Source organism: Desulfolithobacter sp., assembly GCF_054025815.1.
Genome location: NZ_JBPMMS010000035.1, coordinates 138,225 through 160,013, shown reverse-complemented (window position 1 = coordinate 160,013; position 21,789 = coordinate 138,225). Strand labels below are relative to the sequence as shown.

Here is a 21,789-nt window from a genome sequence, read left to right as displayed (position 1 = left end):
ATCCGCCGATGGAGCGATGCCCCTTGAGGCCATCCAGCCCCTGTTTTGCGGCCTCTGCAACGAATTTTGCCTCCAGCTCCGGAGAGGGGAGGTTGAAAGAGACATTCATCATGGAGCGGGAATCCTTTTCCGCATGTCCACGATAGAAATCCGTCGCATCGATGGCGTCATAAAGCAGGGTCGCCTTTTCCTCGTTGCGGCGCTGCATTGCTTCGACCCCGCCCTGCTCGCGGAGCCAGTTCATGACCCGCCCCACACAATAGATGGCAAAACAGGGCGGGGTGTTGAACATGGAACCCTTGTCGGCATGGGTTTTATATCTCAACATGGTAGGCAGATTATCCGGGGCTCTGTCCAGAAGATCCTCACGGACGATAACCACTGTCACCCCGGCCGGCCCCATGTTTTTCTGCGCCCCGGCAAAGATTATTCCGAACCTGCTCACATCAATGGGCCGGGAGAGGATGTCGGAGGACATATCGGATACAAGCATGCAGTCGGCTTTGGGCATGTCCTTGAACTGAGTCCCGTAAATGGTGTTGTTGGAGACAAAGTAAAGGTACTCTGAATCCGGCGCCACCGTATACTCGTCATCCCGGGGAACCCGGTTGAACTTCTGCTCCTGGCTGGAGTACGCCACCTCGATGTCGCCAAAAAGCCTGGCCTCCTGGATTGCCTTGTTCGACCATGTTCCGGTGTTGAGATACGTTGCCTTCTTGCCCTCGCCGAGCAGATTCATGGGAATCATGAAAAACTGGGACGAGGCGCCGCCCTGGAGAAAGAGGACCTTGTAGTTGTCCGGCACTGCCAGCAGTTCGCGGATGAGCTGCTCTGTTTCCTCAGCCACGGCCATGAATTCCTTTGACCGGTGGCTCAGTTCAATGAGCCCTATGCCACGGTTTTTGTAGTTGACAATGTCTTTTGCCGCCTCCTGCAGTACAGAATAGGGCAGGGTGGCTGGTCCGGGGCTAAAGTTATAGATACGTTCAGGCATTGTTTGTACTCCTTGTTAGGCTGAAAATTACAGGTCTCTGATCCAGATCAACTCTTCCTGCCGGAAGGAGAGATCGCCAGCTGGCGCAAGGCCTCGTAGAGGACAATACCGGCGCTCATGGCCAGGTTAAGGCTGCGGATATGGATATTGGACATGGGGATGGTGTAGCAGCGGTCCTGGTAGAGATCCAGGATCTCCCCGGGAAGTCCCCTGGTTTCCCGACCGAAGATCAGGCAGTCCCCGGGGCGGTAGCGGGCCTCGTAATAGGGCCGACGGGTTTTGGTGGTGAAGAAATAAAGCCTCTGTTCATCCTGGGCCCCAAGGAAGGTATCCAGATCCGGCCAGTGATTGATCCTCACATGTTCCCAGTAGTCGAGCCCGGCCCGTTTGAGATGCCGGTCGTCGGTGGAAAACCCCAGGGGATGGATCAGGTCCAGGACGGAATCCGTGGCTCCGCACAGTCTGGCAATGGAACCAGTGTTAGGCGGAATTTCCGGCTCCACCAGGGCAATATGAAAAGGAGAGCTTTTTTTTTCGGCGTGCTGCATGAATGATTCTTCTTTTCGAAGAGGTTTCTGGACCGTATTTTTTACTGAATTGCATACAGTACCAGTATATATAGAGCTTGCAAAATTAAAAATACGTCTTACATTCGGTTTTTCAGCCCGAAACTGGAATCAGGTCCGGACCGCCACGTATCTCCCTTTTCTTTTCCCTTCAGGCAGACCGAACCTGATAATCCGAAATTTCAAACCTAACCCAAATGAACTGATCATGGCGCTTATAGTCCAGAAATTTGGTGGAACGTCCGTGGGGTCCACTGACAAGATCAAGGCTGTAGCCAGGCGGGTCCTGGACTGCCAGCAGCAGGGCAACCAGGTCGTTGTCGTCCTTTCTGCCATGTCCGGTGAAACCGACCGACTCATCGGCCTGGCCAGTGAAATCCAGAAAATTCCCAGCCTTCGGGAAATGGACATGCTGCTTTCAACCGGCGAACAGGTCACTATTGCCCTGTTTGCCATGGCTGTCAAGGAGATGGGCGGCGATGCGGTATCCCTGCTCGGCGACCAGGTCCGGATCCAGACCGACACCATGCATACCAAGGCCCGGATCAAACATATCGACACGAGCCGGATAAAAAAGCATCTGGATGAGGGCCAGGTGGTTACCATTGCCGGTTTTCAGGGTGTGACCGAGGACGGCGACATCACCACCCTGGGCCGCGGGGGCTCCGATACCACTGCGGTGGCTCTGGCTGCAGCGCTCAAGGCTGATGCCTGCGAGATCTTCACCGATGTGGATGGGGTTTTCACCACAGATCCCAATATCTGCAAGAATGCCCGCAAGATTGACCGGATATCCTATGACGAGATGCTGGAGCTTGCGAGCCTGGGGGCCAAAGTCCTTGACATCCGCTCCGTGGGACTGGCCAAACGCTACGGCGTTCCCCTGCATGTACGTTCAACTTTTACCGATAATGAAGGCACCTGGGTTGTGGAGGAGGAGAAAATCATGGAGTCCATGCTGGTTTCCGGTGTAACATACAATAAAAACGAAGCCCGAATCACTATCAACAATGTTCCGGATCAGCCCGGAGTGGCAGCCAAGATTTTTCTGCCCATTTCCGATGCAGGGATTATCGTTGACATGATCATCCAGAATACTGGCACCCGGGCCAAATCCACGGACATGACCTTCACAGTCCTTCGGAACGACTTTGAACGGGCCATGAAACTGCTTCAGGAGATCAGTAAAGAGATCGGGGCGGAAAGTGTGACCGGAGACGAGGATATCGCCAAGATTTCCATTGTCGGCGTCGGCATGCGAAACCATTCAGGAATCGCTTCAACCATGTTTCAGATCATGGCCAAGGAGAATATAAATATCCACATGATCTCCACCTCGGAGATCAAGGTTTCCTGTGTCATAGACGAAAAATATACAGAACTTGCGGTCCGGGCCCTGCACGATGCCTTTGCGCTTGACAAGGAGCCTGTCCACGAAAAACTTCCCGAGCCGGATATGACTCGACACGGATAAGTCCTCGCTTGCGAGGCAGGAGTGACGCATGAACATGGAAATATATGATACGACCCTGCGCGACGGCACCCAGGCGGAGAACTTCAACCTCTCCGTGGACGACAAAATCAAGGTCAGCAGGAAACTGGACGAACTGGGCATAGATTTCATCGAAGGGGGCTGGCCAGGTTCCAACCCCCTGGCGGTAGAGTTCTTTGAAAAGATGAAAACTGTTGAACTCAAACACGCCAAACTGACCGCATTCGGCTCCACAAGACATTTTCAGAATCCACCGGAAAAAGACCCCAACCTGCAGGCACTGCTGGCCGCCGGGACTCCGGCCATAACCATCTTTGGCAAGAGCTGGGATGTGCATGTCTTTGATGCCCTGCGCATCGAGCTGGACGACAACCTCCAGATCATTGAGGACTCCCTGGCCTACCTGCGTCCCCGAATCGAGCATCTGATCTATGACGCTGAACATTTTTTCGATGGCTTCAAGAATAACCGCGAATACTGTCTGGCAACGCTTGGCCGGGCGGTGTCCGGCGGGGCGGAAACCATCACGCTTTGCGACACCAATGGCGGTACTCTGCCCCATGAGATCCAGCCCATTGTCGAGGAGGTAAAAAAATACCTCGACCGGCTGGATCGACCGGTGCGTCTTGGTGTCCACTGCCACAACGATTCCGAATGCGCGGTAGCCAATTCGCTCCTGGCGGTCCATAGCGGTGTCACACAGATTCAGGGCACCATGAATGGCTATGGCGAGCGATGCGGAAACGCCAACCTGACTTCCATCATTCCGGCCATTGTCTTCAAAATGGGCCTGAAATGCGAGACCGCAAACCACATCGACAAGCTCTACGAGACCTCCCGCCTGATCAACGAACTGGCCAATCTGCCCCACAACCGATACCAGCCCTATGTGGGTGAATCCGCCTTTGCCCACAAGGGTGGCATCCACGTGAGTGCCGTGGAGCGCAATCCACTCACCTACGAGCATATCGAGCCGGAAAAGGTGGGTAATATCCGCAGGATCCTGATATCAGACCAGGCTGGAAGGTCCAATGTTCTTCACAAGGCCAGGAAATACGGCCTCAAGCTGGAGGCATCGGATCCTGTGGTGGCTGCCATTATAAACGAACTCAAAGAGTTGGAGAACCAGGGCTACCAGTATGAGGGAGCCGAGGCCAGCTTTGAACTCCTCATGCGCCGCGCACTGGGGCTCCAGCGGCGATTCTTTGACCTGGAAGGATTCCGGGTTATGAACAACAAGTACCGGATGGATAAACCACCACTCACCGAGGCGACCATCCGGCTCTATGTCGGAGGGAACGAAGTACACACAGCTTCCATGGGTGACGGACCGGTCAACGCCCTGGACCGCGCCCTGCGCAAGGCCTTGACCCGCTTCTATCCGAGCCTGGAAGAAATGGAACTGGTGGACTATAAAGTCCGGGTCCTCTCCGGGGAGCACGGTACCGGGGCCAAGGTACGGGTCCTCATTGAAAGCCGGGACCACAAGTGTTCCTGGGGCACTGTGGGGGTCTCGGTCAATATCATCGAAGCCAGCTGGCAGGCACTCGTGGATTCGGTCAATTACAAGCTGATGAAGGATGAAAAAGACAAATAGCAGCCAGACAGGCGCACCGATGCCACCGAGGGCCGACAACGACCTCTGAACCGGGGCTGAAAGGACGAGAAACATGACCGGGGCACGACTTTGCAAGAAGGACAAGCGTTTGCTTGTCCTTCTTGCGTTTGGCTGGTGGTTAATAACCGAACCGCTTCTTTACCGATCGCAACCTCTGTCCCCGGAACCGCCCCTGCGCAAGGAAGGAGAGCAGGGCGTTCAAGTCCTCCTCGATGAGTCAGGTGAGAGCGACGACCCGGAAAAAGTTGCGGATGATGGGAAACCACCGCCCCGGCTGGCACTGCTGCTGGGCCGCCCGGTACCTGTCAACCAGGCCGACGCCAGGACGCTGGTCATGCTGCCGGGCATTGGCCCCCGGCTGGCTGACAATATCATTCGTTTTCGCAGTGAGCACGGATCCATACAGGGCGATGAAAACCTGTTGCAGGTGGAGGGAATCGGCACCGAAACCCTGAAACGCCTGCGTCCCCTCATCACTTATGACCAAGAGCCATGACACCATTCCCGATAAATGAACCGATCCTGGTCCTTATCGGCCCGACAGCCATCGGCAAGACCGACCTGTCCCTTGAGATCGCCGAGCGATTTGGATGCGAAATCATCTCCATGGATTCCATGCAGGTCTATCGGTACATGGATATCGGCACGGCCAAGGTCACGGCTGCGGAGATGGCCCGGATACCCCACCATCTCATTAATATCATCAATCCGGATGAACAGTATGACGCGGCCCGCTTTGTCAGCGATTCCCTGGATGCGATGGACAGTATCCGGAGTCGGCACAGGATCCCCCTGCTCACCGGTGGAACGGGCCTCTATCTGAAATCCCTGGTTCATGGTCTTTTTGAGATTCTGCCAACAGACAACGATCTGCGCAACAGGCTGCACCAGCGTCTGCAGGAAGAGGGGAGGGAGGCTCTTTTTTCCGAACTGGTCCAGGTGGACCCGGAAACCGCGGCGCGCATTCACCCAAATGATACCCAGCGGCTCCTGCGAGGGCTGGAGATTTTTTACCTGACCTCTGTCCCCTGGTCCGTCCATCTCAACAACCAACGGCAGCAACAGAAACAGAAAATTTCGCGTTTCACCAACATCCTGCAGCTCGGCCTGCATTGCGAGCGGCATCTGCTCTATGAACGCATTGACCGGCGGACCACCATCATGCTTGACCAGGGGCTGATCGAAGAGGTGGAACAGTTGCGCCGGATGGGTTATGGACCAAAGCTTAGTTCCATGCAGTCCATAGGTTATCGTCATGCCAACAGATATATCGACGGGATATGGGACGCAGCCACTATGCAGGAAACACTGGTGCGTGATACAAGAAGATACGCCAAGCGACAGATGACCTGGTTCACAGCCCAAAAGGATATTGAGTGGCATCAACGAACCAGGACCAGAGATATCCTGGCCAGGATCGAGACTTTTCTTTCCCGGTGCGGTGGTCATGAATCTCTGACTTCTCCATGAAGCACCAAGGATCGAGACCGACCATGGTCAAACGGTGAATATTAAAGTGTTACTTTAAGTTAATTAATGAGTCGTTCCAAGTTAGCATCAATCATGCAACCGGTCAGCACCAGCCTTGACCTGGGGGCGCGCCGGAGATTGGCAGCTGAACTGGCAATACCTCTTCCGCTGGCGACCCTTCTCTGCCAGCGGGGATTGTGCGAGTCTGAAAAAGCGGCCCGTTTTCTCCATCCCCAGCTCGCCCAACTGCCCCCACCTGAAAAAATGCAGGACATGGATAGGGCTGTGGACGAGATTATGCGGGCTTTCCGGGACAAGAAACCGGTCATTGTCCACGGAGATTATGACGTGGACGGCATTTCGGCCACAGTTCTTCTGGTCAGTTTTCTCAAAACACTGGACATGGATGTCCACTACCATATTCCAAATCGGCTGGTGGAAGGATATGGCCTGCACAGGGATGTGATCGGCTCGCTGGCTGCCGGGGTTCGGATGCCGGCGTTGCTCATCACCGTGGACTGTGGGGTATCGGCGGTGGAAGAGGTGGCCTATGCCCGGCAGCTGGGATTTCGCGTGGTGATCACCGATCACCACCTGCCCCCCGAGATCCTGCCTCCTGCAGAGGCCCTGCTTAATCCACGGCGAAAGGACTGTGGGTTTCCCTTTTCAGCCCTGTCCGGGGTTGGAGTGGCCTTTTTCCTGGTCTGGGGTATACGCAACCGTTTGATCAGGGAGGGGTTCTGGAGCAGGGAAAGTGCGCCAAACCTGAAGAAATACCTGGACCTGGTGGCGCTTGGTACTGTGGCTGACGTCATGCCCATGCTCGAGTCCAACCGTATCCTGGTCAGGGCAGGGCTTGAAGTTCTGAGCGAACGGGCCCGGCCTGGCATCTGGGCTCTGTGCGAACAGGCCGGTGTCAGTGAAGGACGCATCCGGTCAGAAGATATCGGTTATCGGCTGGCTCCGCGGATTAATGCAGCTGGACGACTTGGCAAGCCAGAGCTTGCCATACAGCTTTTACTCTGCCAGGAAGCTGACGAGGCCCTGGAAATTGCTGCACGCCTCGAACAGGCCAACCGTGAAAGACGGGCTGTCGAAGGCCGCTCGACTGACGACGCCCTGGAAAAAGCAAGAAAGATGGTAGATGCAGGAAAACGGGGCCTTGTGGTGTACGGTACCGATTATCATCCGGGTATCGTTGGCATCGTGGCTTCCAGATTGGTGGACGCTTTTGGCTTGCCAACTGTTATTTTGACCGAGGATCCTGGTGAAGACACAGAAATCCTGAAAGGGTCAGGTCGATCCATAGAAGGGGTTAATCTGCACAATATATTAAAGAGATGCGGAAAACACCTCATACAATATGGAGGACATGCGATGGCCGCGGGTTTAATCCTGGACAAGAGCCAGCTTGAGGATTTTACCAGGATATTTAACCGCCTGTGCGCTGAAGTGGTCAGTGGGGAACGGGAAGGCAGGGTTACCTATGACTACCAGGCCGAGAGCGCTGAGATATTTTCCAGTCAATTTATACAGAAGTACGAGTGGCTGGAGCCATTTGGCGAGGGAAATCCTGAACCGGTTTTCCTGCTGGACAGACTGAAGCTGCTTCAACCGGAGACCTTGAAAGAACATCTCCGGTTTCGCATCAAGCTCAATAACAGAATTTATCGCGGTATTGGATTCGGGATGGCCTCCAGTCTCAGTCAGGCCCGGTCCCGATCCGTCCGGTTGGCATTCAGGTTAAAAAGCTCCATCTATCGGGGAGAGGAGCGCGTTGAACTCCATGCGGTCCATATTGAGCCAACCGATTGATTTATTAAGATATATGAAAATTTAACATAATATATATTATGCGACATTATAAATAGAGCATGAAGAAACCAGCTCAAAACCATTGCTTGGTGCCCATTTGAGACTATTTTCCTGCTGGACATTTTCAAGGTCCTGCTGTCTAATACCTGACCCGGATGAGCAGTTCGTCATCCTCGCTCAGAGATAAGTTGAAAGTTGAACGTAATTTCAATCAGTAACAGGACACCTTTCATACTGTATTGCAAGTTTACCGCGCCCAATTCTTTCAAGGAGACAATGTTATGAACCGGGACGTGTACCAGGAACCCCTTGTCAGCCGATATACCAGCCGTGAAATGCAGAAACTCTTTTCCGAAAAATTCAAGTTCACCACCTGGCGCCGCTGCTGGGTCGCGCTGGCAGAAGCCCAGCATGAACTGGGTCTTTCCCTTGTCACCAGGGATATGGTCGACGAACTGAAAAGTCATGTCGAAGATGTGGACTTCGACCTGGCGGCAAAAAAAGAAAAAGAAATCCGGCACGACGTTATGGCTCACGTCTATGCCTATGGCAAGCAGTGTCCCGAAGCCGAGGCAATTATCCATCTGGGTGCCACCTCTCAATTCGTGGTCTGCAATACCGATTTGATCATCCAGAAAAAGGCGCTTTTGCAGATCAAAGCAGCCCTTGTCAATGTCATCGCCAACCTGGCTTCCTTTGCCAGGAGGTACAAAGATGTGGCGACACTGGGCTTCACCCATTACCAGCCTGCTCAACCGACCACTGTTGGGAAACGCAATACCCTTTACATCCAGGACCTGCTTATGGATCTGGAATACATCGAGATGCTCGAAAAACAGCAAAAGGCCCGGGGCGCCAAGGGTACGGTTGGAACCCAGGCCACCTTTCTGGAGCTCTTTGGCGGGGATCATGCAAAGGTACGCGAATTAGACCGGCTGGTTTCAAAAAAACTCGGGTTTGACACAGTGTTTCCCGTGACTGGTCAGACCTATCCCCGCAAGCTGGACATGAAGACCGCCGAAACCCTGGCCGGTATCGGGGCCTCGGCCCATAAGTTTGCTGTCGACATGCGGCTGCTCTCCAACCTGAAGGTCCAGGAAGAACCGTTTGCCAAAAAGCAGGTCGGCAGCTCTGCCATGGCGTACAAAAGAAATCCCATGCGGTCCGAGCGGATGACCGGGCTTGCAAGAAAACTGATGGGCTTGCCGGCAAACTTTGCCGCCACTGCCGCCAATCAGTGGTTTGAGCGCACCCTGGACGACTCTGCCATCCGCCGGATGGACATGGCTCAAGCCTTTCTCCTCACCGACGCCATACTGAAGCTCTACGTTAACATTACAAGTGATATGGTTGTATATCCGAAACAAATCGAAAAATACCTGCGAGCCGAGCTTCCTTTTATGGCTACAGAGAAAATCCTCATGGCCTGCGTTGAACGAGGCGAGAGCCGCCAGGAAATGCACGAGGTCATCCGCGAACACTCTGTGGCGGCCGGGCTTGCAGTCAAGGAGGAAGGAAAGGATAATGACCTGCTGGACCGGCTGGCTGCCGATGAACGGATTCCCTTTGACCGCGAGGAACTCAGCGGTCTGCTCGGTAATTACCAGGAGTTCACCGGCCGGGCCAGGGAACAGACCGAGGAATATCTCGAAGAAGTAGTGCAGCCGGTACTGGAGAAGTATCAGGAGATGATAGGCCAGGTGGATTCAAGCCTCAAGGTGTAAAAATTGACAGAGGAGAGCATCCTGAAACTGTACCTGCGGATCCGCCCGACTAGGATAGGATTCTTCAAGTTTATTCTTGAGGGGTACGACAATCTTGCTACCCTCTCGACCCTCGACCGCACCAGAGGGCTGGTCCGATTGATGGTCCCCTCTTCCAGGTACGGCGAACTTCTTGATGTGATTTCCGCCCTGGCCCCAAAGCTCAGGAACAATTCAGACAAACGACATGAAGACTAATCTTTATCTTGCTGTGATTTGGATATAATGTCAGGACTCGTACACATAAAAACCTTTGGATGCCAGATGAACGAGCGTGACTCTGAAATCATGGAGTACCTGCTCAGTCAAGCCGGATACGTCCCCACGGGGATTATGGAAGAAGCTGATCTTGTCATCCTCAACACTTGCAGTATCAGGGCTAAGGCTGAGCAGAAGGTCTTCAGCCTGCTGGGGCACCTCCGCCAGCTTAAGAAAAAAAAGGAAACAGGGAACAAACCGCTTTTCATCGGGGTGGCCGGTTGCGTGGCCCAGCAGGAAGGGGAACAGATCATCAACAGGATGCCACACGTGGATATCGTGGTCGGAACCCAGCAGTTCTATCACCTTCCCGATATGCTTGGCCGCCTGCAGCGGGGCGAATCCAGCAGGGAGATAGCCATTGACCTGTCGAGTTCTTTTCACATCCCCGCACTTCAGGAGATGACCCCCTCCCCTGCCCCGGACCAGTTCCGAAAGTTCGTGACCATTATGCAGGGGTGCAACAACTACTGCAGTTACTGCGTGGTTCCCGAAACACGTGGCCGGGAAATCAGCCGTCCGGTAAAGGATATCCTGGAAGAAGTTGAAAAACTGGTCTCTGCCGGAGTCAGGGAAATTACTCTCCTTGGCCAGAACGTCAATTCATATGGACGAACCAACCCGGTGGACAGTCAAAATGTAACATTTAGCGATCTTCTGCGCCTGGTTGCCAGAACGCCGGGCCTTGAGCGGTTGCGGTTCACCACCTCCAACCCCAAAGATCTCTCCAGGGAACTGATGAGTTGTTTTGCCGAGATAGATATCCTCTGCCCCCAGTTCCACCTGCCGGTCCAGTCCGGCTCCAACCGGATCCTGGCCCGCATGAACCGTAAATACACAAGAGAACTCTACCTGGAACGGGTTGCGAACCTGCGCAGCTTTCGCCCCGATATCGCTCTGACCACCGATGTGATTGTCGGTTTTCCCGGCGAGTCTGAGGCCGACTTCGCGCAGACCGTGGATCTGCTCCGGGAGGTCCGTTATCACGGTTCCTTTTCCTTCAAGTATTCCGATCGTCCCGGGACCCGGTCCTCGGATTTTGACGATAAGGTTTCCGAAGAGGTCAAAAAGGAACGACTGGCCCGCTTCCAGGAACTCCAGGACCAGATCAGCCTTGAGCGCAACACCGAATATGTTGGAAAAACGATGGATATTATGGTTGAATCAGTTGCCGGAGAGGGAGTTCAGGGAAGAACGACCACAAATCACATCGTCCACTGCCCTCCCTGTGCCGGGATCAGGCCCGGAGACATCGTCCCGATCCGTGTCATCCAGGCCGGTAAACATTCACTCAAGGGAGAGTATACCGGACCTGAGAAGGAACCCGGCGTCCAGAAATAAAAAAAGAATTCAACCGACAGCTGCCAATGATTGATCTGCACACCCACACCTTTTTCAGCGACGGCGCTCTGGTGCCGGCCGAGCATCTGCGCCGGGTCGAGGTTCTTGGTTACGAGGCGGTGGCCATTACCGACCACGCCGATTCTTCCAACCTGGACTTCATCATTCCCAGGATTGTCAAGGCTGCCGAAGAGTTAACCCCCCACTACACCACCCGCCTCATTCCAGGTATCGAGCTGACCCATGTCCCCCCTGATCTTATCGCTCCCCTGACCGCCCGGGCCAGGGAACTCGGTGCCAGGATGGTAGTTGTTCATGGCGAAACTCCTGTGGAACCGGTCAAGCCAGGCACCAACAGGGCAGCCCTTGAGGCCGGAGTGGAACTGTTGGCCCATCCGGGATTTATTACTGAAAAAGAAGCAGAACTGGCCGCGGAAAAAGGGGTGTTTCTCGAACTGTCAGGACGTAAAGGTCACAGCCTGACCAATGGCCACGTTGCGCGGATGGCGATTCAGGCAGGTGCCTCACTGGCTGTCAATGCCGACGCCCATGAACCAGGAGACTTTCTCACTGCGGAAATGGCCGAAAAGGTGGCCCTCGGTGCGGGGTTGTCCCGGGAACAATATCTTGCCCTGCGAAAAGATATGCGCAATTTCGTTGCCTGTCTGTACTGATTAGTGACCTCATTCGCTTTCTTGCATCCCTGGCTGTGTTTTGGCCCCCTGGCGCACCAACAGTCTGTCCGGAAAACTGTTCTTCCATATCGCCCGGGAACAGAAAGCATTCCAGCACCAGCGGAGACTACAGGCTACCCGGTTTGACATACAGGGTTTTTCCTGATAGGCTTAGAAAGCTCTAGTTAATTCAGGCTTAACAGTGGTTTCCATGCCGGCGCCTGATCATGATCATACATGCGTGAACCCCTCCCTTCCATGAAATCCCTGGACAACAAGTCAAGAAAGATACTACTTGTCGAAGACGACCCGGCCCAGAGACTGATACTCAAAATGGCCCTTGAACTCTCTGGACACCAGGTCGTTGAGGCTGAAAACGGCGCCGCGGCCTTATCTGTTTTCGAACGCTCTCCTGATATTCGACTGGTCATAACAGATCTCAACATGCCGGTCATGAATGGTTTTGAACTGGTAGAGGAACTGAGAAAAAAAGAACGCCGATACACGTATATTATAGTTTTAACAACAAAAAACCGTAGAAAAAGCGTTACTGAAGCCCTTCGTGCCGGAGCTGACGACTACCTGAACAAGCCTATCTCCCAGGACGAACTCAACCTCAGGATTTGCGCTGGAGAGCGTCTGCTGCGCCTGGAAAGCCAGGAGGAGCTTATATTATCCATGGCCAAGCTGGCTGAATACAGGAGCCAGGAAACAGGTTATCACCTGGAGCGGGTCCAGCACTACACGAGACTTCTGGCCCTGGATATCTCGGAGAACCATCCGGAACAGAACCTCTCGATTTCCCAGGCCGAAGAGATAGCCAGGGTCAGCCCCCTGCATGACCTGGGAAAGATATCCGTGTCAGACTCCATTCTCCACAAACCAGGCCGTCTGACCGCTGAAGAATTTAGGCTCATGCAAAAACACACTGTTTCTGGAGGTTCCATTCTGCTTGAGTTGTACGAAAAAAGCCAGGACAGTTATCTCTTTGTAGCCTCTCAGGTGGCCCTGTATCACCATGAAAAATGGGATGGCAGCGGTTATCCCCAAGGCCTCAGCCGGAAAGACATACCTCTGTCCGCCCGTCTGGTCGCCCTGGCAGACGTGTACGACGCCATAACCAGTAACCGGTGTTACAAAAAGTCCATGGACCATGAAACAGCCAGGGCCATCATCAGCGACGGCAAGGGCACTCATTTCGACCCGATGATCGTCGATGCCTTTTTTCGCAGGGAAAACCAGTGGCTCGCCATCCGTGAGCGTTTCAAGGATGATGAGAATCTTTTTTAACCCTGTTTTGAATTACCCTGCCTGCTCGCCCAACAAGGAGAGAAAACCTTGTGCTGCACCGGGTCACTGTCCTGCTCTTACCTGTTTTATTTCTTTTCCTGATAAAAACTTAGGCGCTTCAGGCATCCACACCGAGAACAACCTGGAAATACTGCAGAAATAAAGATTCGCCACCACGCTTTCTTTGTGCCGCCACGTACTCCGACTACTATGAAAAAACAACTTTCTCCAGTTGTGACCGGGTCCATTCTTGCGCTGGTGCTGCTGTTGGTCCTTTCTTCGGTTTTTTTTTACAACATCAGCAAGCAGAGAGAAAAAGAGGCTGTCATTACGTACAAAAGACTCGTCTACCAGGAAACAATAAACCTGAAAAGCCGAATCGAACAGCTTTCTACCCTGACCAGCCTCCTGGCCAACAACCCGGCGGTCATCAGGGGCATGAGCACCCATACGCCTGGCTCAAGTTCCAGGGCAACTAAAAATCACGATTCCATAAACGATCTTCTTTCCAGCCTGTCAGCCATTCGACACGTAAGCGCTGCCTATCTTCTGGACAGCAAGGGAAACTGCGTTTTTTCCAGCCGAGCTGATTTCCTTGGCAACAACTACAGGTTCCGGCCCTATTTCAAACTGGCCATGCAGGGGAATTCCCCGGTTTACCTGGCCAAGGGCGTCACCTCCAAAAAACTCGGTGTCTACTTTTCACGCCCGATTTACAACCTCGCCCAGGACAACGTTACAGGTGTGGCTGTGCTCAAAATCAACCCCTCTTTTCTTGAAACCACCCTTGATTTTTCCTTTACCCCCTGGGACGTTGACAAAGACGACCTCCGCACCGGCTTGGTTACGGACACAGGCATCTTTGTCGAGCCTGCCGGCCATGCCTCCCTGTTAAGCTTTGAACCCCTCAGCCCGCAGCAGGAAAAGGAGCTGACCGCCTCCCGTCAGTTCCCGTTACCAGCGATACGATCATTCGACTTTCCAAAAGGAACATGGGAGCTCCTGAAAAAGAAAAAGCTGCTCAGGATTACGGCCAGGGGCCAGGAATACCTCCTTTTCGCCGCCCCACTGGCTGGCTGGAACCTGTCCATTGTCCATATAGTCGAGGCTTCCTGGTTCAACCAGAAGGTGATGCCCATATCTGGCTTTTACAAAGGGCTGCTGTTCCTGTTTTCAATGCTTCTGGCCATTGCCTGCGTCCTGATCTTTCTCTTTGACAGACGCCACCGGATCATAAGTCAACAGGCAGACGCCCTGGTCCGCAGCGAGCAGCGCCTGCGCCTGTTTTCCAAGGCGGTCGAGCAAAGTGGAAACAGCATCGTCATTACAGACCGCGAAGGGAAAATCATCTACGTTAATCCCCATTTCACTGCTGTTACCGGATATACCTCTTCCGAAGCCCTCGGGCAAAACCCCCGAATCCTTAAGTCAGGGAGCCAACCGTCTTCAGTCTATGAAAAAATGTGGCAGACTCTGAAAGGGAGAAAAACGTGGAAAGGAGTCCTGCACAACAAAAAGAAAAACGGAGAACTCTACTGGGAAGAGGCAACCATATCACCGATAACAGATGAGAATGGCGATATCACCCACTACATAGCCATCAAAGAGGATATTTCCGACCGAATCGCGCTCACAGAGGAGCTGCGGGCTGAAAAAGAGAAGCTTGAACTCATCGTCGAGCATGCCGGGCTTGGGATTGCTGTTATCTCCAATCGGCGCCTGAGCTGGGTCAACCAGGCCGGAGCCAGAATGTTTGGCTATGACAGTGCAGAGCAGGTCATCGGCCACTCTGTCAAGGCACTTTACCCAGACGAAGAGACCTACCTGGAAATGGGCAGGGAGATGTACAATCCCTCCAGACAACAGGTAGTCTTCAACAAAGAGACCAAGCTGCGCCGCAGGGACGGCACCCTGTTCTGGTGCTCCATTACCGGAAAACATCTTGATCCGGAAAATCCAGATCAGGGGGGAATCTGGATCGCCGAGGACATCACCTCGAGAAAACAGGACGAGCAGAAACTCAAACAGGCAATAGAAGAGGCGAAAGAGGCCAACGCCATGAAAAGCAGGCTGCTGGCCAATATAAGTCACGACATACGCACCCCTCTTCATGGGATCATTGGTACATTCACCATGATCAACACCATGCCCATTGGCCGGGATGCACGAAAGCTCGTCCAAACCGGGCAGCGGGCGGCCGAATATCTTCTCAGCCTCCTCAACAACCTGCTCGACCTGTCAAAAATAGAGGCCGGCCAGCTCGTTCTGGATAATTTTCCGTTCAGTTTCAGAGAAATCCTGACCGAGACAGGTGATATTCTCGCCAGCCAGTTCAGTGAAAAATCCCTTGCATACCGATACAAAGTAGACGAAACCGTTCCTGATACCCTTTATGGTGACCAGCTTCGCATTCAGCAGATTATCATGAACCTTGTTGCCAACAGTCTGAAGTTTACCGAACAGGGTAGCATCACTGTAACCGTGACCGGCAAGCCGAAAAATGAACAGTTAATGGAGGTTACCTGCGAGGTCCGGGACACCGGCATTGGTATTCCTGCCGGACACCAGGAAAGGCTTTTTGATGCATTCACCCAGGCCGACAATTCGATCTCCAGGAAATATGGCGGGACCGGACTTGGACTTTCCATCTGCCGGGAACTGTGCAGTCTCATGGGCGGAAAGATATGGTTTGAAAGTGAGCCAGGGCGTGGAACATCTTTTTTCTTCAGTATTGTGTGCGGTATAAACGATTCAAAAAATAAGGGTCCCGGCCAGCCAGATGGAAGTGCAAGTGATAAGCCGGTTTCCGTTTTGGCAAAAAATTCTCTTGCCTGCCTTATCGTTGACGACAACGAGGCGAACCAGAAAATCCTGAGCATGATGCTGGAGCATGATGGCCATCAGGTATTGGTTGCCGCAAACGGCCTGGAAGTGCTCGAGTGTCTTGGCCGCACACGCTTTGATCTGATTTTCATGGATATGCAGATGCCGGTGATGGACGGCCTGACAACGACCAGGATCATTCGTGCCGCTGAAGCCGGTCTCACCCCTGAATTTCCATCATCCTTGCCCAGCAAGACAGTTGAAAGACTGCTCGAAAAACTTCGTAACACGTACACGCCAATCATTGCGCTCACGGCCAACGCCCTGCTCAGCGACCAGCACCGGTGCAGGGAAGCTGGAATGGACAAATACCTCGTCAAACCATTTACTCCGGAACAGTTACGCCATACCCTGTCTGATCTTACAGGTCAGGACGCAGGGGCAAAGGATGGTCACTCCACCACCGGTCTCAACCTGGATACCATTCCGAGCCTTGACGATATAAGGGAGTTTATTGGCCGGAGCTATCCTTTTTCAGACGAACAGATCGACACCCTGGTAGAAACGACGCTCATAGCTCTGGATGAAGGGGTCGGAGAACTTATGCCGCTGTTGGAAAATGAAAGCGCTGCACTGGAAAAAACAGCCCAGGCCGCTCACAGGATCAAAGGCTCGGCCCTCAATCTTGGGCTGGAAACGTTTGCCGACTCACTGGGGCGGCTGGAAAGAGCGGCCGCTGACAACAACCTGGGCGGTTGCCGGCAGACAGTTTTGGAAATCAAGACCTGGTGGCATAAATTCAGCCTCCAGGCCGGCCTGCAGATGCGGCAACAGGACGCAACCGGTGAATAAGATTACAAAATAATCTTGTTTTCCAGGATAAACATTATCGAGGTCCAGGGTGCACCACAGGATACCCGCGCCTGGCCCAGTCGTAGATGCCGTATCTCAGGTTGTAGATCCGCTTGAACCCGTGGTCAGTCAGGATCTTGGACGCCACCGTGCTTCTGTTCCCAGTGGCGCAGTATACAAAAATATCCTCGTTCTTGTACGCTTCAAGATCCCCTATTCTGGCCTGGAGGAGTTGGATCGGGAGGAGATAGGCGCCCTTGATGGCCAGTTGGGCATACTCTTGCGGGGTTCGGACATCAAGAATAAAGGGTTTCAGATTGGCCAGAATTTTTGCTCCCTGGGCCGCATCCACCGCGGTGTAGTTGGCTCGCACGAGTTCGATGACCCGGATCGTTCCAGTATAGTCTCCCAGGGTGTAGGCATAAGATCCGGTTTTCTTCATCTTGAAATAGGGTGATTTACCCGGATCCGGCCGCACGGTCTGTCTGTAGCCCAACTCTGGCATGGAAAAAAGCAGCGGTCCGAGTCGGGTATCGTAGCGAAACTTGATGTAATCGCCGCGATACACGGTAAAATCATATGTTTTTTCCATGGGCGGCACGGTCAGAATACGATAACCGCTGACAATTCTGCCAGAAATCCTCTCTTCGCTCTGGCAGTTTTCTGGAAAGGTGAGAAAAGCAACAAAGAGCAACAGCAGGGTTGAAAAACGGCTCGCAGTACGAAACATGGCAGGAACTCTCCTGTGATTGTTGATGATTTGCTGAGAACGGGCTTGAGAGACAACCCAGAGGCTGTCATTTCCCTCAGGCATTGTCCTTGGATGTCGAGTTCTCGAAACCTGGCAGGGACGGAAGGACCGGTCTGGCAGGGGCGGGCTTGCCGGTTATATTGCTCACCCGGCGTACAACCCGGTTACTCACCCGCTTGCCCTTGGCACCCGGTCCCCTGATCAGGTAGTCGTCCATCTCGATTTCAATGGCATTGTACCGGGCCCGGCTCGAAGGAACCAGGCTGACCCTGGCCCTGACCCCTTTTTCGCCCACAGCCAGAAACTGGATCAGGGAGCGCTTATGCTCTGGGAAGAGACGATACTCCCGATTGATGATGTACTTCGGAGTTTTGAACCTCTTGACATACGACATGTTTTCAGCGCCAAAACGATAAATTACGTTAAACACCTGATCCTTTCTCACAACGCCCATCCATAAAAGATCGCTACCGACAAAGAGCTTGTCTGTCACGGAGATGACCTTGTACCGCCCATCCTTGTAGATGAGCAGGATCCTGTCGTATTCCGAGCAATGCAGGTCCAGGTCTTTTTTGGGGTTTTCTTTTTTAACCCTGGAGCCCAGAAAACCGCTGTCCCGGTGATAGCAGAGATGAAGGTTGGACAAGGCCGCCGCCCGGGCGTCCACCTCGTCAAATTCCCGAATCTCACTCTTGCGTGGAAATTCTTTGCCGTATTTTTTCAGCAGCCCTTGCAGATAGGTAATGGTGAAACCAACGATGTCCTTCAGGTGTTTCTCGATGATCCGGATATTCTTTTCCAAGGTATCGATTTCCTTCTGCTGGCGATTGATGTCATAGCGGGAAATTCTTTTGATCCGGATCTCCAGCAGACGTTCGATATCGTCCCTGGTTACCTTGCGCTGCAGTTCGTCAGCATATGGAAGCAGGGCCTGGCGGATGGTGGAGATCACAGCCTTGTAGCTGATCTGCTCCTCTATCTGCTTGTAGAGCCGCTCTTCGATGAATATCTGCTCAAGCTTGCGGGCATGCAGTTTTTCCTGCAGCCTGCCAAGCTCGATGCGCAGCTCCTTTTCCAGGTCACCCTTAAGCTTTGCGGTATTATGCCGCAAAACATCCTCCACCTTCATCAGGCAGGGCATGGAATCCTTGATCACCACCAGGTTGGGTGAAATGGCCAGTTCACAGTCGGTAAAGGCGTAGAGTGCGTCGATGGTCTCCTCGGCATGAACTCCACGGGGCAGCTTGATCTCCACCTCCACCTCTTCAGCGGTGTAGTCGTTGATAGAGACAATTTTGAGCTTTCCGGCCTTGGCCGCCTTTTCCACCGAGTCGATCAGGGTCTGGGTGGTGACGTTGTAAGGCAGCTCCCGGATGACAATGGTTTTGTCGTCTCTGGTCTCGATCCTGGCCCTGCAGCGCAGCCGGCCATGGCCACCCTGGTAGTCCGAGACATCGATAATCCCACCGCGTGGAAAGTCGGGATACAGGGTGTAATCCTTGCCTTTCAGGCAATCGATCATGGCCTCCAGCAGTTCGCAGAAGTTATGCGGCATGATCTTTGTGGCCATGCCCACAGCAATACCTTCAGCCCCCAGGAGCAGGAGCAGGGGTAGTTTGGACGGCAGGGTCACCGGTTCCTGCATCCGTCCGTCGTAGGAGTCCACATATTCGGTGAGATCACGGTTAAAAAGGGTCTCGCGGGCCAGCGGCGTGAGCCGGCACTCGATGTAGCGGGCCGCCGATGCCTGGTCGCCGGTGAAAATATTACCGAAATTACCCTGGCGATCGATGAGATAGCCCTTGTTGGCCAGGTTGACCAGGGCGGCGAAGATGGACTGGTCCCCGTGGGGATGCAGCTTCATGGTCTCGCCGACCACGTTGGCGACCTTGTGATAGCGGCCGTCATCCATGTTATGCAGGGTCTCGAGAATCCTCCGCTGAACGGGCTTAAGTCCGTCGTCAATGTCAGGAATGGCCCTTTCCCTGATCACATAGGAAGTGTAGTCCAGGAAGTTGGTATCAAAGAGGCGGTGCAGCCGACCGCGGTTTGTCTTGCGGATATCCTGCTCGCTCATGTCGGCCTCAATACAAGATGGTCCATGATGTACTGACGGCGTTCCGGGGTGTTTTTACCCATATAAAATCTGAGCACCCTGCTCACCTCGGAGACCGAATCGATATCTACCCGGTCAAGGCGCATGTCCGGGCCGATGAACTGCTTGAACTCAGGCGGTGAAATCTCACCCAGCCCCTTGAACCGGGTCACTTCCACGTTATCTGCCCTGCCCCGCCCTTTCAGGTTCTTGATGGCTTTTTCCTTTTCCTCCTCTGAATAACAGTACGTGGTCTGCTTTCGGTTCCGAACCCGGAAAATAGGAGTCTGGAGGATGTAGACATGGCCAAGTTTGATCAGCGGCTCGAAATAATGGAGAAAAAAGGTCAGCAGCAGGTTGCGGATATGGAGCCCGTCCACATCGGCGTCCGTGGCCAGAATCACCTTGTCGAACCGGAGATTGCCCACCGACTCCTCGATATCCAGGGCCCGCATCAGGGCATACATCTCATCGTTTTTGTAGAGCAGGTCCAGCCGCTGGCCAAAAACGTTCATGGGTTTGCCCTTAAGCGAAAACACGGCCTGGGTCATGGGATCACGGGATGAGACAATGGAACCGGCGGCCGACTGGCCCTCGGTGATAAAAATCATGTTCTCCCGGTCTTCCCTGGACGGTTTGCCCCGACGGGGATGGTACTTGCAGTCCTTGAGCTGGGGAATCTTGAAGGCCACCTTACGGGCCTTGGCCTTGGCCTCCCGGCGAACCGACTGCAGCTCCCGGCGAACCCGCTCGTTGCGCTGGACCTTGTCCATCAGCAGTTCCGCGGTTTCAGGATGCTTGTAGAGATGGGTTGCCACGGCTTCCCTGACCGTGTTGACGATCCAGGGGCGGATATCGGTATTGCCCAGCTTGTTCTTGGTCTGGGACTCGAACACCGGTTCCTGGACCTTGACTGCCAGGGTTCCGACAATGCCGTCCCGCACATCCCGGCCGGCGAATTTCTTGCCGGAGAACTCGTTGACCCCTTTCAGGATCCCCTCCCGAAAGGCCGAGAGATGGGTGCCGCCTTCACTTGTGTAGGTGCCATTGACAAACGAATAATAGGTGTCTGAATAATCATCGGTGTGGGTAAAGGCGAACTCCAGGGACTTATCGGAAAAATAAATGGGAGGATAGAGTTCTTTGCCGTCCAGTTCATCGGCCAGCAGATCCAGAAGCCCTTGTGCGGAATAGTAGCAGCTGTCATCGAAACAGAGCCGCAACCCGGCATTGAGATAAGCGTAGCGCCAGAGCCGCTTGTTGACGAATTCCCGGTCAAAGTTGAAGCCGGAAAACAGCTCGCCATCGGGCAGGAACTCAATCAGGGTCCCGTTCTTCTCGTCGGTCTCCCCTTCCTCCTCGGCCAACAGGTTTCCACAGGAAAAAACAGCCTTCTTGAAACGACCGTCCCGATAGGCGCAGACCATGAAATGAGAAGAGAGGGCATTGACCGCCTTGGTGCCCACTCCGTTGAGCCCGACCGAAAACTGGAACACATCGGTGTTGTATTTGGCGCCGGTATTGATCACCGAAACACACTCCACCACCTTGCCCAGAGGAATGCCGCGGCCGTAATCGCGAACCCGGCACAGGCCATTGTCTGCGATGGAGATATCGACCTGCTTGCCATAGCCCATGATAAATTCGTCCACCGCATTGTCGATAACCTCCTTGAGCAGAATATAAATCCCGTCGTCCGGGTGGGAGCCATTCCCGAGCCGACCGATATACATACCCGGCCGCTTGCGGATATGCTCAAGCGAACTCAGGGTTTTTATCTTTGATTCGTCGTAAAGATGGGAGGACACGTTTTGCGATGAAGAATTGTGAATTTTGGATTATGAATCAATGCCAGCCAGGTACGGTCTGTTTTATGTTTTTTTCCCAAGCCAGAACCGGGGCGTTCTTTGGTTCTCCAACCTGGTGCATCCATGTGCCACCGGCGCTGCCGCTGTCTGTCTCGGATCAGGCCTGTACAAAGCGACAT

The 21,789-nt window shown here is 53.7% G+C and carries 16 protein-coding genes; 11 read left to right on the top strand and 5 right to left on the bottom strand.

From position 1 onward, the window contains the following. Both serC and ACXJJY_RS10605 read right to left on the bottom strand, forming a co-directional pair. Positions 1-994, bottom strand: a 994-nt coding sequence (gene serC, locus ACXJJY_RS10610; RefSeq protein ID WP_456387569.1) for a 3-phosphoserine/phosphohydroxythreonine transaminase, incomplete at its 3' end; no start/stop codon positions are given. Between the two features lie 47 nt (positions 995-1,041). Continuing rightward, a complete protein-coding gene (locus tag ACXJJY_RS10605) occupies positions 1,042-1,542 on the bottom strand; it encodes a tRNA (cytidine(34)-2'-O)-methyltransferase (protein WP_456387567.1) in 501 nt (166 codons plus the stop codon). Positions 1,543-1,768: 226 nt separating this feature from the next. On the opposite strand from ACXJJY_RS10605, the gene ACXJJY_RS10600 reads away from it, so the two are divergent. The 11 genes from ACXJJY_RS10600 (at position 1,769) to ACXJJY_RS10550 (ending at position 16,956) form a co-directional block, all read left to right on the top strand. Then, complete coding sequence (locus ACXJJY_RS10600; RefSeq protein ID WP_456387565.1) at positions 1,769-3,034, top strand: aspartate kinase; 1,266 nt, start codon at positions 1,769-1,771, stop codon at positions 3,032-3,034. Positions 3,035-3,062: 28 nt separating this feature from the next. Then, on the top strand, positions 3,063-4,649 hold the full coding sequence (cimA, locus tag ACXJJY_RS10595) for a citramalate synthase (RefSeq protein WP_456387563.1): 1,587 nt from the start codon (positions 3,063-3,065) through the stop codon (positions 4,647-4,649). 73 nt (positions 4,650-4,722) lie between these two features. Further along, entirely contained in the window at positions 4,723-5,166 is a 444-nt protein-coding gene (locus tag ACXJJY_RS10590; RefSeq protein ID WP_456387561.1) for a ComEA family DNA-binding protein, read from the top strand. Continuing rightward, entirely contained in the window at positions 5,163-6,140 is a 978-nt protein-coding gene (gene miaA / locus ACXJJY_RS10585; protein WP_456387559.1) for a tRNA (adenosine(37)-N6)-dimethylallyltransferase MiaA, read from the top strand. The genes ACXJJY_RS10590 and miaA overlap by 4 nt, the downstream gene beginning before the upstream one ends. A gap of 93 nt (positions 6,141-6,233) precedes the next feature. Then, complete coding sequence (gene recJ, locus ACXJJY_RS10580) at positions 6,234-7,955, top strand: single-stranded-DNA-specific exonuclease RecJ (protein WP_456387557.1); 1,722 nt, start codon at positions 6,234-6,236, stop codon at positions 7,953-7,955. 281 nt (positions 7,956-8,236) lie between these two features. Beyond that, the gene (purB, locus tag ACXJJY_RS10575) at positions 8,237-9,679 is read left to right on the top strand and encodes an adenylosuccinate lyase (RefSeq protein ID WP_456387555.1); all 1,443 of its coding nucleotides are present in this window, start codon (positions 8,237-8,239) and stop codon (positions 9,677-9,679) included. A gap of 3 nt (positions 9,680-9,682) precedes the next feature. Continuing rightward, entirely contained in the window at positions 9,683-9,916 is a 234-nt protein-coding gene (locus ACXJJY_RS10570; protein ID WP_456387553.1) for a DUF4911 domain-containing protein, read from the top strand. Positions 9,917-9,943: 27 nt separating this feature from the next. Next, positions 9,944-11,317, top strand: coding sequence for a tRNA (N6-isopentenyl adenosine(37)-C2)-methylthiotransferase MiaB (miaB, locus tag ACXJJY_RS10565; protein WP_456387551.1), 1,374 nt, complete (start codon positions 9,944-9,946; stop codon positions 11,315-11,317). A 26-nt stretch (positions 11,318-11,343) separates the two neighbouring features. Further along, positions 11,344-11,991 (top strand): histidinol phosphate phosphatase domain-containing protein, encoded by a 648-nt coding sequence (locus ACXJJY_RS10560; protein WP_456387549.1) that lies wholly within the window; start codon positions 11,344-11,346, stop codon positions 11,989-11,991. Between the two features lie 237 nt (positions 11,992-12,228). After that, a complete protein-coding gene (locus tag ACXJJY_RS10555; protein ID WP_456387547.1) occupies positions 12,229-13,281 on the top strand; it encodes an HD-GYP domain-containing protein in 1,053 nt (350 codons plus the stop codon). A gap of 210 nt (positions 13,282-13,491) precedes the next feature. Then, positions 13,492-16,956, top strand: a complete 3,465-nt coding sequence (locus tag ACXJJY_RS10550; protein ID WP_456387545.1) for a PAS domain S-box protein — start codon at positions 13,492-13,494, stop codon at positions 16,954-16,956. Positions 16,957-16,990: 34 nt separating this feature from the next. Here ACXJJY_RS10550 and ACXJJY_RS10545 read toward each other — a convergent pair whose 3' ends face one another. The 3 genes from ACXJJY_RS10545 to ACXJJY_RS10535 all read right to left on the bottom strand — a co-directional run bounded on the left by ACXJJY_RS10545 (position 16,991) and on the right by ACXJJY_RS10535 (position 21,610). Continuing rightward, positions 16,991-17,686, bottom strand: a complete 696-nt coding sequence (locus ACXJJY_RS10545) for a rhodanese-like domain-containing protein (RefSeq protein WP_456387543.1) — start codon at positions 17,684-17,686, stop codon at positions 16,991-16,993. A gap of 76 nt (positions 17,687-17,762) precedes the next feature. Continuing rightward, positions 17,763-19,784 carry a DNA topoisomerase IV subunit A gene (locus tag ACXJJY_RS10540; protein ID WP_456387541.1) on the bottom strand — a complete coding sequence of 674 codons (2,022 nt, stop codon included), beginning with the start codon at positions 19,782-19,784 and terminating at the stop codon, positions 17,763-17,765. Beyond that, a complete protein-coding gene (locus tag ACXJJY_RS10535) occupies positions 19,781-21,610 on the bottom strand; it encodes a DNA topoisomerase IV subunit B (RefSeq protein ID WP_456387539.1) in 1,830 nt (609 codons plus the stop codon). Before ACXJJY_RS10535 ends, ACXJJY_RS10540 begins: the two co-directional genes overlap by 4 nt. Positions 21,611-21,789: the final 179 nt, after the last annotated feature.

Excerpts from the sequence above, each read along its gene's own strand:
- ACXJJY_RS10540 (WP_456387541.1), bottom strand. The coding sequence starts at position 19,784 with ATGAGCGAGCAGGATATCCGCAAGACAAACCGCGGTCGGCTGCACCGC.
- ACXJJY_RS10545 (WP_456387543.1), bottom strand. The coding sequence starts at position 17,686 with ATGTTTCGTACTGCGAGCCGTTTTTCAACCCTGCTGTTGCTCTTTGTT.
- ACXJJY_RS10590 (WP_456387561.1), top strand. The coding sequence starts at position 4,723 with ATGACCGGGGCACGACTTTGCAAGAAGGACAAGCGTTTGCTTGTCCTT.
- miaA (WP_456387559.1), top strand. The coding sequence starts at position 5,163 with ATGACACCATTCCCGATAAATGAACCGATCCTGGTCCTTATCGGCCCG.
- recJ (WP_456387557.1), top strand. The coding sequence starts at position 6,234 with ATGCAACCGGTCAGCACCAGCCTTGACCTGGGGGCGCGCCGGAGATTG.
- cimA (WP_456387563.1), top strand. The coding sequence starts at position 3,063 with ATGAACATGGAAATATATGATACGACCCTGCGCGACGGCACCCAGGCG.
- purB (WP_456387555.1), top strand. The coding sequence starts at position 8,237 with ATGAACCGGGACGTGTACCAGGAACCCCTTGTCAGCCGATATACCAGC.
- ACXJJY_RS10550 (WP_456387545.1), top strand. The coding sequence starts at position 13,492 with ATGAAAAAACAACTTTCTCCAGTTGTGACCGGGTCCATTCTTGCGCTG.
- ACXJJY_RS10560 (WP_456387549.1), top strand. The coding sequence starts at position 11,344 with ATGATTGATCTGCACACCCACACCTTTTTCAGCGACGGCGCTCTGGTG.
- ACXJJY_RS10600 (WP_456387565.1), top strand. The coding sequence starts at position 1,769 with ATGGCGCTTATAGTCCAGAAATTTGGTGGAACGTCCGTGGGGTCCACT.
- ACXJJY_RS10555 (WP_456387547.1), top strand. The coding sequence starts at position 12,229 with ATGCGTGAACCCCTCCCTTCCATGAAATCCCTGGACAACAAGTCAAGA.
- miaB (WP_456387551.1), top strand. The coding sequence starts at position 9,944 with ATGTCAGGACTCGTACACATAAAAACCTTTGGATGCCAGATGAACGAG.
- ACXJJY_RS10605 (WP_456387567.1), bottom strand. The coding sequence starts at position 1,542 with ATGCAGCACGCCGAAAAAAAAAGCTCTCCTTTTCATATTGCCCTGGTG.